General features: G+C 41.4%; 17 protein-coding genes and 1 other RNA gene. 6 read left to right on the top strand and 12 right to left on the bottom strand.

Going from position 1 to position 13,443, the window contains the following annotated elements:
• Positions 1–503: 503 nt before the first annotated feature.
• From ssrA to NSQ76_RS16745, 7 genes are all read right to left on the bottom strand, one after another.
• Positions 504–866, bottom strand: a transfer-messenger RNA (tmRNA) gene (gene ssrA / locus NSQ76_RS16715).
• A 174-nt stretch (positions 867–1,040) separates the two neighbouring features.
• Positions 1,041–1,511, bottom strand: a complete 471-nt coding sequence (smpB, locus tag NSQ76_RS16720) for an SsrA-binding protein SmpB (RefSeq protein ID WP_012011279.1) — start codon at positions 1,509–1,511, stop codon at positions 1,041–1,043.
• Positions 1,512–1,650: 139 nt separating this feature from the next.
• Complete coding sequence (gene rnr, locus NSQ76_RS16725) at positions 1,651–3,993, bottom strand: ribonuclease R (protein WP_024426057.1); 2,343 nt, start codon at positions 3,991–3,993, stop codon at positions 1,651–1,653.
• Between the two features lie 19 nt (positions 3,994–4,012).
• A complete protein-coding gene (locus NSQ76_RS16730; RefSeq protein ID WP_024423480.1) occupies positions 4,013–4,759 on the bottom strand; it encodes an alpha/beta hydrolase in 747 nt (248 codons plus the stop codon).
• Positions 4,760–4,883: 124 nt separating this feature from the next.
• A complete protein-coding gene (gene secG, locus NSQ76_RS16735; RefSeq protein WP_003212746.1) occupies positions 4,884–5,117 on the bottom strand; it encodes a preprotein translocase subunit SecG in 234 nt (77 codons plus the stop codon).
• 185 nt (positions 5,118–5,302) lie between these two features.
• Positions 5,303–5,593, bottom strand: coding sequence for an AbrB/MazE/SpoVT family DNA-binding domain-containing protein (locus tag NSQ76_RS16740; protein WP_024423481.1), 291 nt, complete (start codon positions 5,591–5,593; stop codon positions 5,303–5,305).
• A gap of 29 nt (positions 5,594–5,622) precedes the next feature.
• Positions 5,623–5,856 (bottom strand): helix-turn-helix domain-containing protein, encoded by a 234-nt coding sequence (locus NSQ76_RS16745; RefSeq protein ID WP_024426059.1) that lies wholly within the window; start codon positions 5,854–5,856, stop codon positions 5,623–5,625.
• A 154-nt stretch (positions 5,857–6,010) separates the two neighbouring features.
• Between NSQ76_RS16745 and NSQ76_RS16750 the strand changes: the two genes are divergently transcribed.
• The 3 genes from NSQ76_RS16750 to NSQ76_RS16760 all read left to right on the top strand — a co-directional run bounded on the left by NSQ76_RS16750 (position 6,011) and on the right by NSQ76_RS16760 (position 7,338).
• Positions 6,011–6,415, top strand: a complete 405-nt coding sequence (locus NSQ76_RS16750; RefSeq protein ID WP_024426060.1) for a helix-turn-helix domain-containing protein — start codon at positions 6,011–6,013, stop codon at positions 6,413–6,415.
• A gap of 130 nt (positions 6,416–6,545) precedes the next feature.
• Positions 6,546–6,947: a helix-turn-helix domain-containing protein gene (locus NSQ76_RS16755; protein ID WP_135031206.1), complete on the top strand. Its 402-nt coding sequence runs from the start codon at positions 6,546–6,548 to the stop codon at positions 6,945–6,947.
• 70 nt (positions 6,948–7,017) lie between these two features.
• Positions 7,018–7,338, top strand: a complete 321-nt coding sequence (locus NSQ76_RS16760) for a winged helix-turn-helix transcriptional regulator (protein WP_024423485.1) — start codon at positions 7,018–7,020, stop codon at positions 7,336–7,338.
• A gap of 80 nt (positions 7,339–7,418) precedes the next feature.
• On the opposite strand, the gene NSQ76_RS16765 is transcribed toward NSQ76_RS16760, so the two are convergent.
• Genes NSQ76_RS16765 through NSQ76_RS16780 form a run of 4 tightly spaced genes read right to left on the bottom strand, consistent with a single transcriptional unit; the run spans position 7,419 to position 10,876 of the window.
• A complete protein-coding gene (locus NSQ76_RS16765) occupies positions 7,419–8,108 on the bottom strand; it encodes an ABC transporter permease (RefSeq protein ID WP_024423486.1) in 690 nt (229 codons plus the stop codon).
• Positions 8,109–8,129: 21 nt separating this feature from the next.
• A complete protein-coding gene (locus NSQ76_RS16770) occupies positions 8,130–9,047 on the bottom strand; it encodes an osmoprotectant ABC transporter substrate-binding protein (protein ID WP_041107821.1) in 918 nt (305 codons plus the stop codon).
• Positions 9,048–9,060: 13 nt separating this feature from the next.
• Positions 9,061–9,714, bottom strand: a complete 654-nt coding sequence (locus NSQ76_RS16775; protein WP_025094045.1) for an ABC transporter permease — start codon at positions 9,712–9,714, stop codon at positions 9,061–9,063.
• Between the two features lie 13 nt (positions 9,715–9,727).
• Positions 9,728–10,876 (bottom strand): betaine/proline/choline family ABC transporter ATP-binding protein, encoded by a 1,149-nt coding sequence (locus NSQ76_RS16780; protein ID WP_076840049.1) that lies wholly within the window; start codon positions 10,874–10,876, stop codon positions 9,728–9,730.
• A 268-nt stretch (positions 10,877–11,144) separates the two neighbouring features.
• Here NSQ76_RS16780 and NSQ76_RS16785 point away from each other — a divergent pair, with 268 nt between their 5' ends.
• A complete protein-coding gene (locus NSQ76_RS16785; protein ID WP_024426065.1) occupies positions 11,145–11,681 on the top strand; it encodes a GbsR/MarR family transcriptional regulator in 537 nt (178 codons plus the stop codon).
• A 55-nt stretch (positions 11,682–11,736) separates the two neighbouring features.
• Here the strand turns inward: NSQ76_RS16785 and NSQ76_RS16790 are convergent, their stop codons facing one another.
• Positions 11,737–12,369, bottom strand: coding sequence for a MarC family protein (locus NSQ76_RS16790; protein ID WP_024423491.1), 633 nt, complete (start codon positions 12,367–12,369; stop codon positions 11,737–11,739).
• 119 nt (positions 12,370–12,488) lie between these two features.
• On the opposite strand from NSQ76_RS16790, the gene NSQ76_RS16795 reads away from it, so the two are divergent.
• On the top strand, positions 12,489–12,953 hold the full coding sequence (locus NSQ76_RS16795; RefSeq protein ID WP_326134306.1) for a hypothetical protein: 465 nt from the start codon (positions 12,489–12,491) through the stop codon (positions 12,951–12,953).
• Between the two features lie 15 nt (positions 12,954–12,968).
• Positions 12,969–13,433 carry a GNAT family N-acetyltransferase gene (locus tag NSQ76_RS16800; protein ID WP_025094042.1) on the top strand — a complete coding sequence of 155 codons (465 nt, stop codon included), beginning with the start codon at positions 12,969–12,971 and terminating at the stop codon, positions 13,431–13,433.
• Positions 13,434–13,443: the final 10 nt, after the last annotated feature.

Raw genomic sequence — 13,443 nt, forward strand, 5'->3', positions numbered from 1 at the left:
AAGAGCGTATCCAGAGAAGAAAAGAATTAATTGACCAAGTCTTGAAGCGTTCTCTAATATATCTATACCATTCATTATAGTTCACCTCCCAAATTAGAGAAAAATCAAACATTCTACACATCTACTTTTCATGTATATCCAAGGTAATTTCAATTTATTATCTCAAATTTCCTTTTCGCCTTCCAACATTTATGTAAAAATAAGTAATAAGAAGCATTACACAAGATAGATCTATCCCTCCTTTCTCTACTTGTTTTTTGATTTTCCAAAAATACGGATGATAGATAGGTGTACTTGAAGTAACTGAATTAACACAAAAAACCCCTCCAAAAAAATGGAGGAGTTCTCAGAAACACTAAACAATTATAGCCATATATATCCTTCCACACAAAAGGAAGTTGTAGCTTTTATGAAAGAAGAAGTTTTTTAAAATGTTGCCAAAATGTTGCCAGACCCGCATCAAGGGCTTTCAAACTCTTGATACGGCTGCATTCTAAAAGTTTTGATGGAGACGGTGGGAGTCGAACCCACGTCCAGAGACATCGATTACTTAAGCGTCTACGAGCGTAGTCAACATATTTTGTGTTCACTCATCCGCATGCCTGCTGACGGGCGCTTGGAGAGCTAGTCTGATGGATCTCTTCTTACGTCCTCAGACGGAAACGTAAGCGTAGCCTACTTCATTGGGCTCCTCACAGACACATAGGCGATGTCAGGAAGAGCTCGCTGCGCTTATTAGGCAGCTAGTGCTAAGTTTTGGTTAAAACTTTTAGTTTTGCCAGTTACATTTAAGTGCGTGTTAACGAGATCGCCTCTCGGCTCGCAGCCTAAGCTCGAACCATCCCTGTCGAATCCGTAACGTCCCCTTGTAAAAGGGATATACGGGATGGAAGTTCAGCTTCACTGCTTCCGTATATAACTATTATAACAATCTCACTGCTCGAAACAACTGGTGGTTTCTGTCAAAACAGCGCTGATTGTTTACTGCATAACATATTGTAGCATAATGCTTCCGCTCTCAGCAAGCCATCAGCATCAGGCTAGAATTGCTTTTGACGATCGCGGAAGGCACGTTCGATTTCACGTTTTGCATCTTTTTTCTTCAGATCTTCACGCTTATCGTATTTCTTCTTCCCTTTTCCGATTCCGATCAGCACTTTGGCAAAGCCATTTTTCAAATAGAGTTTCAGAGGCACAAGTGAGTAGCCTTCTTCCTTCGTCGCACCAATCAATTTGCTGATTTGCTTTCGATGAAGAAGCAGCTTTCTCGTTCTCAGCGGATCATGGTTATAACGGTTCCCCTGCTCGTATGGGCTCACATGCATGTTATGAAGGAACACTTCTCCTCGCTCAATTTTGGCAAAGGAATCTTTTAAATTCACTTTTCCAGCACGAATCGATTTGATTTCAGTTCCTTGTAATACTAGGCCGGCTTCGTATGTTTCTTCTATAAAGTAATCATGATTTGCTTTTTTGTTTTGGGAAACAACCTTTCCCTCTCCCTTTGGCATTGGCGTACACCCTCCTTTTGACACAAACACGGTCCAAATCGTACGGATTATTTTATCAAACAATCCAGCTTTCGACAATGCTGACGCCATGTGGTCAAAAAGCAAATAGAGCGGGATGCCCTATTTGCTTTTTGGCACGTTACTTTTTCTTTTTGCGTTTTTGTTTCGGTGCGTTTTCAAATACGCGTTTTTTCTTTTTCTTCTTTTTACGGCTTGTGAACCAGTCACTTCCGCTTTTATCCTCTTTGCCTTTTTCCCCAGAGGCTTTTTGACCTCCACGGCCTTTTTTCGCTGGTGGATCTGTTCGTTTTTTGAACTTGAAATCTTTTGGTGATTTACGGCGAGTGCCCTTCATACCGACGATTTCAAAATCAATTGAGTGCTCATCTTTATTGACATTCACGACTTTGACAGTGATTTCATCACCGATACGGTAGACATTCCCTGTACGTTCACCGATCATGGCAAAGTGCTGTTCATCAAAGCGATAGTAGTCGTCAGTCATATAGCTGACATGGACAAGACCTTCTATCGTATTCGGCAGTTCAACGAATAGTCCGAAGTTCGTCACGGAACTAATCATACCATCAAACTCTTCACCGATTTTATCTAGCATAAACTCTGCCTTTTTCAGGTCATCTGTTTCACGCTCTGCATCGACTGAGCGGCGCTCCATTGTAGATGCATGATCTGCGATTTCAGGCAGCAGCTGGCCCCACTTTTCTAAGGTCGCTTCATCTGTCTTTTTCTGAATCAAATAGGTTCTAATCAGTCTATGCACGATTAAATCCGGGTAACGGCGGATCGGTGATGTGAAGTGTGTATAGAATTCCGTTGATAATCCAAAATGGCCAATGCTTTCTGGATCATACTTCGCCTGTTTCATAGAGCGAAGCATCACAGTTTGAATGACGACTTCTTCTGGTTGATCCCTGACAGCATCGAGGACACTTTGAAGTGCGCGCGGGTGAATGTTCGTTGACGTCCCTTTCACAATGTAACCAAACGTCGTCACGAACTCTAAAAAGCGCTGAAGTTTCTCAGGATTTGGTTCTTCGTGAATTCGGTAAATGAACGGAACATTCATCCAATGGAAATGCTCTGCAACCGTTTCGTTTGCAACAAGCATGAATTCTTCAATTAATTTCTCTGCAACGGAACGCTCACGAATGACAACATCTTTCGCAGCGCCTTCATCATCTACAAGTACTTTTGCTTCCTTGAAGTCAAAGTCTACAGCTCCGCGCTCCATTCGTTTGTCACGAAGAATCTCTGCAAGCTTCTCCATCTCTTGGAACATCGGCACTAGCGGCTCATATTTATTTAGAAGCTCTTCATCTTGGTCGACTAAAATCTTATTCACATCGGAATAGGTCATTCTCTCTGTCGTTTTGATCACACTTTGGAAAATCTCATGTTTGACGACTTTCCCGTTACGATCAATAACCATTTCACAAGACAGGGTGAGACGATCGACCTTTGGATTTAATGAACAAATACCGTTTGACAAACGATGCGGAATCATCGGAATGACGCGGTCGACGAGATAGACACTCGTTCCACGTTCATAAGCTTCCTGATCAATCGGAGAATTCTCTGTGACATAATGAGAAACGTCTGCAATGTGCACGCCAAGCTTATATTTGCCATCATCCAGCTTTTGCACGGTTACGGCATCATCTAAGTCCTTTGCATCTGCACCGTCAATCGTCACAATCGTTTCATTGCGCAAGTCGCGTCTGCCTTCAAGGTCTTTTTCATCAATTGTTTCCGGTGTGTCTACTGCCTGCTGAAGTGCTTCTTCTGGGAACTCACCTGGCAGACCGTGTTTATGAATGATCGACAAAATATCAATGCCAGGGTCATTTTTATGACCGAGGATTTCAGTCACTTCACCCTCTGCACTCATTCTTCCTTCAGGGTAGCTTGTCAGCGTCACAACGACTTTATGACCTTCGACCGCACCGTTTTTAGCGGATTTCGGAATGAAGATATCGTTTGTGATTTTTTTATCATCAGGAATGACAAAGCCAAAGCTTTTCGTTTCTGTATAGGTACCGACAACCGTCTGAGTATTACGCTCCAGAATGCGGATGACAGTTCCTTCTTTTTTCGTGCCGTTTGATTTGTGGCTGACACGAACCATGACGGTATCGCCATTCATCGCTGTGCCTAACTCATTTGGCGGAATGAAAATATCATCCTGTCCAAACTCTTCAGGCGTTACAAATGCAAATCCTTTTGCATGGGCAGACAGCTTTCCTTTTACCAAATTCATTTTTTCTGGTACACCGTAACGGTCGCTGCGCGTGCGAACGATGAGTCCTTGATCCTCCAGCGTCACAAGTGCTTTGACGAGCTCTTTATAATCATCAGGATTGGTAATCTCCATCATGACTTCCAGCTCTTGAACAGTTAACGGTTTATATGCTTCTTCTTTCATAAAAGCGAGTAATTCATCCATAAATTCTTCTTTTTGCACACTCTAACCCCCTATATATTTAAATTGACCAATCAAGTGATTCTAAGAATGCATAGACATCCTGATGAACCTTCTCCCGCTCTTTATCAAGCGTGATGACATGGCCTGATTCTTCATACCATTTCAAATGCTTATCATCTGTCTCTACTTCGTTATAAATGATATTTGCACTGTCTGTATTAATCATATGATCGTGACGTGCCTGCACAACAAAAGTAGGTGAATAGATCATGTCGACATTGTTTCTGACATCTGCAATCAGTTCTTGCAGGCTCCTCAGTGTATCCATTGGTGTTTTCTTGAACGCTTCCATTTCTTGTTCAATTTGGTCCTCTGACTTACCCTCAAATTTCTTATAGTTACGGGCATAATCTAGTACACCCTGGTACATGACTTCTTCACTTTTTATGTACATAGGTGCACACATAGGTACAATTCCCTTTACAGGTACAGTGTAACCTAATTTCAATGAAAAAACTCCTCCGAGGGATAGTCCGCAAACTGCAATCTCCTCATAGCCCTCATCTTTTAAGAATTGATAGCCTTCTTCTACATCTTTCCACCAGTCAGCCGGGCCTGTATGGACAAGCTCTTCTGGCGGCACACCGTGTCCTTTATATTGAGGTGCATGGCATGTATATCCTCTTTCGTTCAAATAACGGCCAAGCATTCGAACATCGGCTGTATTCCCAGTAAAACCGTGAAGAAGAAGCACCGCCTTTTCTCCACCTTTAAACGTAAATGGTTTTGGTGTAACAACTTTCATGATGTGACTTCCTTTCCTTCTGATATGGTTTATATTTTCCACTTGTATGTATGAAACAAACACAAAAGAGTGCTGATAATAAAAAAAGGTCTGAAAAAAGATCAGACCTTCTGTTACTCGCGCTTTACACGCCTAAATATGCCAATGCAAGTGTTAAGATGAAGAAAAGCACTGACAAAATAACCGTTAATCGGTGAAGAATCAAGTCAAGGCCTCTCGCTTTTTGCTTACCGAAAAGCTGCTCGGCTCCACCTGAAATAGCGCCTGACAGTCCAGCACTTTTACTTGATTGTAGTAATACAACGATGATAAGTGCGATACTGACAATTACGAGTAATGTGATAACAAATGCGTGCATGAAAACACCTCCAGACAAACTGGTACACATAACTTTATTTTACATGAAAACAAGGTGCATGTCACGAAACATCAAAATAAAGATTTCCTATATATTGTCGACTTGATTCGTTATTTTGATACAATTTCGTTCCAAAGTGCTGATTGCAGCATTTTTATATGAAATTTTTCAGTTAAAAACACATTTTAATGAGTTGCTTCTTCCTTCAATAGCTGTTTTAATTCTACTAACAAACGTTCAGCTCCTTCAGGACTCAGCATCACGTTCCCATTTCCATAGCTTTTGTTGTACTTCGTCACTTGTCCCGTTAACAGGCAGCTCTTATCTGCATCATATTTTTTCAGCATAATGGTTTGATCTTCGATGAAAATTTCTAACAGCTGCTCTTCTTTAATATTGAGTACCTTGCGCATTTCTGAGGGCAGAACAATTCTGCCGAGAGAATCAATGTGTCTGACCATTCCAGTCCTTTTCAATGACATTTCCTCCTTGATGATGATATCATTTATTGACTTTTGTCAATATCTTCATAGTAAAATAGATCTTCAAATTTTTTATCAAAGTAATGAATCATTTTGCCAATGACAAGCTGTCCTGGTTTTCGGTGACCATTTAATACCCTGCTAAGTGTGGCAGGAGAGATGCCAATTTCATCAGCGAGCTGATTTAACGACATATCGTTCTCGATCATATACTGCATGACAAAAGCCCGCCTGATCTGAATCTTTTCGACCATCATTACAACCTCCTATGGAATCATTATGTACAACATGTAAGGCTCTCACATCAAGCAGATTCATTAACTTATGTCAACACTTTTACCCCTCTGCTATTTCCTTTGGTCAATGATCATACTAAAATAAGTCATATACTGAAATGTGAGGTTCGATGTCATGAATCACTTTGGTGAACAATTACGCATTTTAAGAGAAAATAGAAAAATGTCGGTCAATCAGCTTGCCATGTATTCAGGTGTAAGCGCTGCTGGAATTTCTCGTATTGAAAATGGAAAGCGCGGTGTGCCAAAGCCTTTAACCATAAAAAAATTAGCACACGCCTTGAAGGTGCCTTATGAGGATTTAATGCTGCTTGCCGGTCATATTGAACAGGAACAAGTTCATGAAATGAAACCGAAATATGAGTCCATGTTAAAAATCTATCAAACGGCGCTTCAAAAGGATGTAGAACATCTCCCCATTTTTGACGGAGACAAATGGGAAAGGCTCTCCGCACAAGACATCAGCCAGCTGAATGAATACTTTCTCACGCTCATCGACCAAAAAAAGGCGAACAAATAGCGGGGCATAAACCTAATGTACATCCACCATTAACTAATGTCAATATTTTCATGGTGTGCTTATTGCCAATAGTCAACAAATCAAGTAAAATAGACATATCGAATCTATAACCATGTGAGGTTTTGCGTTGATGAACTTTGGTGCATATTTAAGAGCATTACGTGAGGAAAAGAAGCTGTCGGTGAACCAATTAGCGATGTATTCTGAGGTCAGCGCTGCCGGTATATCTCGTATCGAAAACGGGAAACGCGGCATTCCGAAACCTCCTACGATTAAAAAGCTAGCTGGTGCGTTAAAGGTACCGTATGAAGACATGATGCAGGCTGCGGGCTATATTGAGGAGGCCTCTTCTGTCCATCAGCACGAGGAAGATGATCTTTCTTTATCCAAAATAAAGGAAGCCGCAGCGCAATATGAACTTGATGATCTCGAAATATTTGATGGTGACATATGGTCAACCCTTTCGAAAAAAGAAATAGAGGACCTCAACCGCTATTTGTTATTTATGTTAAACAGCCGTTCGTCCTCATAAATGTTTAAGCTTTTTGCGCCGATTTATGACAGATTTACGGTATAATGGGTTCAGATTGGAGTGAAGAAAGATGAATCAATCTGATATGTGCCCGCGGTTTGAAAAAGCAGTTGAGTTATTGAGTAAACGCTGGGTGGCACTGATTGTTTTTCAGCTTCTCTCAGGTCAGCAGCGCTTTAGCGAAATTGAGGCGGCTCTGACAAATTTAAGTGGAAGAGTTTTATCTGAGAGATTAAAAGAGCTGGAGGCAGCAGGTATTGTAAAACGGGAGGTTTTTGCTGAAACACCCGTGCGCATTGAGTATTCTTTAACAGATATGGGGCGTTCACTTGCACCCGTTTTTGAGGAAATTGCGAAGTGGTCCTCTGAATGGATCACGCTTGAATCATAAAATACAAGCATGCGAACCGCCTGATCATCATAAAACAACCTCCCTTACAGATGTAAGGGAGGTTTTGTCTTTTCAACCGCTTAAGCAGATGTGATGTTTTTTTCAGCTAACGCTTTTCTTTCCTTTTTCTTGTTTGTCGGGCTTAAATAACGTTCGAGCCAGCCCATGACAAGGTCAGCCATAATAGCCATGAGTGCAGTTGGAATCGCACCTGCTAAAATGATGGCTGTTCCGTTTGTGGCGTTTGATCCTCTGATGATGATATCACCAAGACCTCCCGCGCCCACAAATGTTCCAATCGCTGTAATACCGATGGCAATGACCAATGCGGTTCTTAAACCAGCCATAATGACTGATAAAGCAAGCGGTAATTCAACCATTCTCAGCACTTGCCATTTCGTCATGCCCATCGCTTTACCTGATTCTAAATAAGCATGTTCAATGCTGACAATGCCCGTATAAGTGTTTCTGATGATCGGCAGAAGCGAATACAGAAAGAGTGATAGGATGACTGTATTTGCGCCAAGTCCTAATACAAGCATCAATACGGAAAGCATCGCTAATGCCGGTATCGTTTGAATGACGTTGGTAACGGCGAAGATCCAATTGCTCAGCTTGCGGTAATGCGCCACAAAGATGCCTACTGGAATCCCGACAATTGCCGCAAACAACACCCCATACGCCGACATGAGAAAATGGCGATAAAATTCTTCTAAAACATATGACCCGTTCTGCTGATAATACGTCCATAATTGCTGCAGTGTGTCCATCAGCCGTGACACCTCCCCATCTTACTCAAAGTAATTGTGTTTTTTCAGGAAATTCTTCGCAACGGTTGCTGGTTCTTGAAGCTCCCCGTCGACTTGATAGTTCAGCTCTTGCATTTGTTCTGTATCGATTTTTCCGATCAGCCTGTTGATCACCTTATCAAGCCCTGGATTTTCTTTTAAGACTTTCTCCGGGACTACTGGTGATGCATCATATGGCGGGAAGAACCGTTTATCATCTTTTAAGATTTTAAGGTTATAGGCTTTGATTCGTCCATCTGTTGAATAGGCAAGCACAATATCCATTTTTTCATTTTTTAATGCATCATAGACTAAACCAATCTGCATCGGATACGTGCTGCCAAATTTGATTCCGTATGTTTTCACGAACCCGTCATAGCCGTCGCCTTTCTTTTTGAGCCAAATATTATCGACACCAAATCGGTAATTGTTCGCATTCTTTTTCAAATCAGAGACCGTTTCTAACTTGTTTTCCTTCGCCATCTTCTGCGTCACAGCAAAGGCATACGTATTATCAAATCCATAAGAATCAAACCATTTGTAATCATATCGCTTTTTAAATTCTTTTTGGACGATCTCCATGGCACGCTCCGGGTCTTTTTCCGCATCCATTCCAAGCGTGCTTGTTAAATCCGTGCCTGAATATCTTGTCGCAGAAATGTCGACATCTCCGTTTTCCATTGCTTTCTGCTGCACAGTGTTGGAGCCTAGGTTTTTCACAATGGTCGTCTTTTTATCTGTGTAATGTTCGATCATATCGCCAACCATATAGGCCATAATTTCTGATTCGGTAAAGTTTTGTGCTCCAATTCGCAGCGTGCCCCCTGAGGAACCGGCTAGTCCAGGAAGTGAACAGCCGCTTATCAATAGCAAGCATCCGGCAAGCAGTGCACTGATCCATTTTGTTTTTCGATTCTTCACATAAGCCAACTCCTTATGAAACTTCCTTCAATCCTTTTAAGCCTTCTGGTGTTACTTTTTTCTCCAGCTTCATTAATGATAGGTCGATGATGACTGCTAAAATTGTGACTGGTATCGCACCCGCAATAATAAATTCCGGCTGATACAGCTGAAGTCCAATCAAAATGTAGTCACCTAGACCGCCTCCACCGATAAAGGCTGCAAGTGTTGTCCAGCCAATCAAATATATCGTTGACGTTCTGACACCTGCCATAATGACCGGTACAGCAAGCGGGAGTTCAACAAGACGAATTTGTTCCCATGTTGTCATCCCGATTCCTTTACCGGATTCAAGCAAGTTTTTGTTCACACCTTGGACCCCGGCATACGTATTTCTTAAAATAGGTAAAACCGAATAGAAAAAGAGAGCAACGATTGCAGGTATTTTCCCAACCCCCAAAATAGGAATAAAAAAGGCAAGAATCGCTAAACTAGGGAGTGTTTGAAAGATATTCACGATACCGATGATAAAACCTGCGCCTCGCTTCATTCGTGTGAGTACCACACCTAAAGGAACGGCAACGATAATACCAAGCACAACAGCAATTAAGGAAATATATAAATGCTCCCACATTTTTGTGAGGAGTTCCCCACCATTTTTCTCTAGAAAGTCGATGATTTGATCCATGTGTACACCTCCCTTACTTCATTTCAGTGACAGCCGCCGGCGTATCGTCTCCCCAAATGGAGTCGTACACAACATCTACAAGACTTGCACGTGTCACAATGCCTTTTAAGTGCCCTTCTGCATCCACAACCGGTACATATTTAATGCCGCGTATTAAGATTTTCCGGACAGTGTCTCTTAGAAGTGCACCTTCTTGTACGGTATAGAACTCTGTATTTAAAATATCACCAACGAAAGCTGCTTTTCTGCGGTTCGCATCGATTGTTTCAATATCGATATAGCCTTTTAGCACATGATGTTCATCTACTACAAGCAAGGAATCGACCCGCTTTTCTCTCATGATGTAGATGGCATCTGTTAATGTTTTTTCAACTGTAACGGTGACTGGTGACGTGTTCATCATTTGTTCTACACGTTCCATATTCGGATTTGATTGAAGCAGACGTTCTTTGCCGATGAATTCTTCTACGAATTCATTGGCTGGGTTCCGCAGAATATCGTCAGGCGTACCTACTTGAACAATCTCTCCATCTTTTAAAATCACAATTCGATCAGCTAGTTTAATAGCTTCGTCCATGTCATGTGTGACGAATACGATGGTTTTATTTAACGTTTTTTGCAGTTTCTTAAATTCTTCCTGCAATGAATCTCGTGTGATTGGATCAAGTGCGCCAAATGGTTCATCCATGAGGATCAGAGGGGGTTCCGCTGCTAGTGCGCGAAGAACACCGATGCGCTGCTGCTGTCCTCCGCTGAGTTCATGAGGGTAGCGCTCTAAATATTCCGGTCCCATGTCGACAAGCTTCAGCAGTTCACGTGCCCGTTCTTTTCGTTTTTCTTCCGGCCATTTTAACAGCTTCGGAACAAGTGAAATGTTTTGTGCGATGGTCATATGGGGGAACAGTCCAATTTGCTGAATCACATAGCCAATTTCTCTTCTTAATTGAACTGGATCTTTTTTCATAATGTTTTCTCCCTCGATGAAGATGTTTCCTGAGGAAGGTTCGATGAGTCGGTTAATCATCTTCATGGTTGTTGTTTTACCACAGCCACTCGGTCCAATAAAACAAATAAATTCTCCTTTTGCTATTTCTAAATCAATATTTTTGACAGCTTTTTTTCCGCCTTTATACGTCTTAGATACATTCTCTAGTTTCAGCAAATGAGACACCTCCATTAGTCGGATCAATATTTTCAGAAAATTTACACCTTATTTATTATAGTGCAAACTTTATAAAATAAAAAGTTTATGATGTGTTTGTATTGCATAACATTTATTTAAAATTTTCAGTTAACGGCCTGATAGATAGAGATCTCTCCTTTTTCCTCCAAATTACGAGCAAATACTCAATATTTATTGTTTTCATCAACAAACAGGTATATGATATATTGTGTTACAAATTGTCAGTCGTGAAGGGATGAATCGGGGAGTGGACAAGCAAGCGTTAGGTGCCATTCAAAAAGCACAGGATCATTATATTGAAAAAGCTGCCGAGAACATGAATGCCTTTGGTCTTTCTTCTACAGTGGGTAGAGTGCTTGGTATCATTCACATGAACCGTAAACCAATGACGCTTGGAGAGCTATCAGAGGCGACAGGCATGAGCAAAACGAGAATGAGTCAAGTCGTTCGAGAAATGCTTGATTTGAATATTGCGGAAAAGGTTTATGAAAAAGGAATACGTAAAGATCTATATGACGTTGAGCAAGATCAATACCAAACGTTTATTTCCTTGTTTGCAGCCAATTGGTCCCGAGTTGTCAGCAAAAACCGCAAGGCACATAAGAAAACGTGCAAGGAATTGCTGGAGCTGCTTGAACAGGACGACCTGCCAGAAGAGACAGAGGATAAAATCAATCTGCTTCTTTCAGAAATCAAGGAAAGTCTTGATTACTATGATTGGATTAGCCGCTTAATTGAATTCTTTGAAAGTGAAGAAGTGTTTAAGCATGTGCCGAAACCTTAAAAAAAGCTGTTTTATTTTACATCATTGTAGAAAAAAACAGCTTTTTTATATACACTTATTGCATAAACATTGGAAACATCCCTTTTAAGCCTGCACCGATCATTTCAACTGCCACTACAGCAAGAATTAATCCCATTAACCGCGTCACGACATTCATCTCTGTTTTCCCCATTTTCCGCATAATGAAACTTGAATAATGAAAGGCATAAAAGGTCATTGCCAGAACGATGACAATGCCGATTAAAATCGTAAACATGTGAAGCATCCCTTGACTTCCCGGGGTTAAACTCATCACTGTAGCGATTGTACCGGGACCAGCGATGATCGGAATCGCCAGCGGCGTAACGGAAACATCCGCCTTTTCTATGCTTTCTGCCTTTTCCTCAGAATGAGGATTTTGGACATGTGACTCCTTTGCATTCAGTAAATTGTAAGCGATACCAAAAATAAAAATACCTCCGGCGATACGGAGTGCATGAATATCGATACCAAACAATTTGAAAATGAGCCTCCCTGCCAATAGAAAGGCAACAAGAATAATGAAAGAGACCACAATGGCTTTTTTGGCTGTCTGGGAGCGTTCTTTCTCTGTATATCCCTCTGTTAAAGTGATGAAAAGAGGCACGTTTCCAATAGGGTTTGATACAGCAAATAATGAGACCACGACATGAATCATAAAGGAAATCAACAGACACCCTCCTTTTTTCATAGTGTCTGCCAATCTGATGTGAATATTCCCTTGTGATGTTAAAACCTGTATATATTTAACCGATGATAATAAAGGTTTTATAGAAAGGGGAATGACACATGAAGAAAACGATCACCATTATCCTTCTATCTGTTGCGGTTTTAGGAGCAGCCGGCTGGATGGTTTGGCAGCAGCAGACCATCAAAGCAGCTGAGGAAAAATATCAGCAAGAAAGCAAAACGAACGATGAGCAGCTTTCGAAGTTAACATCAGATCAAGCGGATATGAAGCATGAAAACGAAGATCAAAAAAAGAAACTGTCTACCATCACCAAAAAGCTCAAAAACGAAAAGAAAGCCTATCAAAAAGAAGTCAAGCAGCGTAAAATACTTGAGGCAAAAATTGACCAGCTTCAAAAAGAGCTGACAGCAGCGAAAGCCACTGCTCAAGCGAATAAACAGAGCGCACAGGCTGCAAGGCAACCAACTGTAAAAAAAGATCCAAATGTCACTCACAATCCGCCCTCACAATGGGTACAGGATCAATATGATTGGGGTGTGAAACAAGGATATATTAAAGAATAGAAAGGATGAAAAAACATGATACACATTCGGCCATTGTCAGGTGATCAATCCGTCCCTATGGATCTTTTACTCTTAGCTGATCCTTCAAAGGAAAAGGTTCTTACTTATGTGCAATCCGGCTCTTGTTATGCCGCGTATCATGATCAGGACGTGATTGGTGTCTATGTGCTTTTATCTCTGTCTCAACAGACAGTCGAAATCATCAATGTCGCCGTGAAGGAATCATGGCAAGGAAAAGGAATTGGGAAGCAGCTGATCCGCCATGCCATTGCTGAAGCGAAATCCGCAGGTTTTCACACGGTTGAAATCGGCACAGGCAACTCGAGCATTCAGCAGCTCGCACTTTATCAGAAATGCGGCTTCCGCATGACATCTATTGACCACGATTTCTTTCTTAAGCATTATGATGAACCGATTTTTGAAAATGGCATTCAGTGTATGGATATGGTACGGCTGTCACTCACTTTGCAAGCAGACTGATGTTTTGTTC

The organism is Bacillus sp. FSL M8-0256 (assembly GCF_038005765.1).
Classification (GTDB): domain Bacteria; phylum Bacillota; class Bacilli; order Bacillales; family Bacillaceae; genus Bacillus; species Bacillus safensis.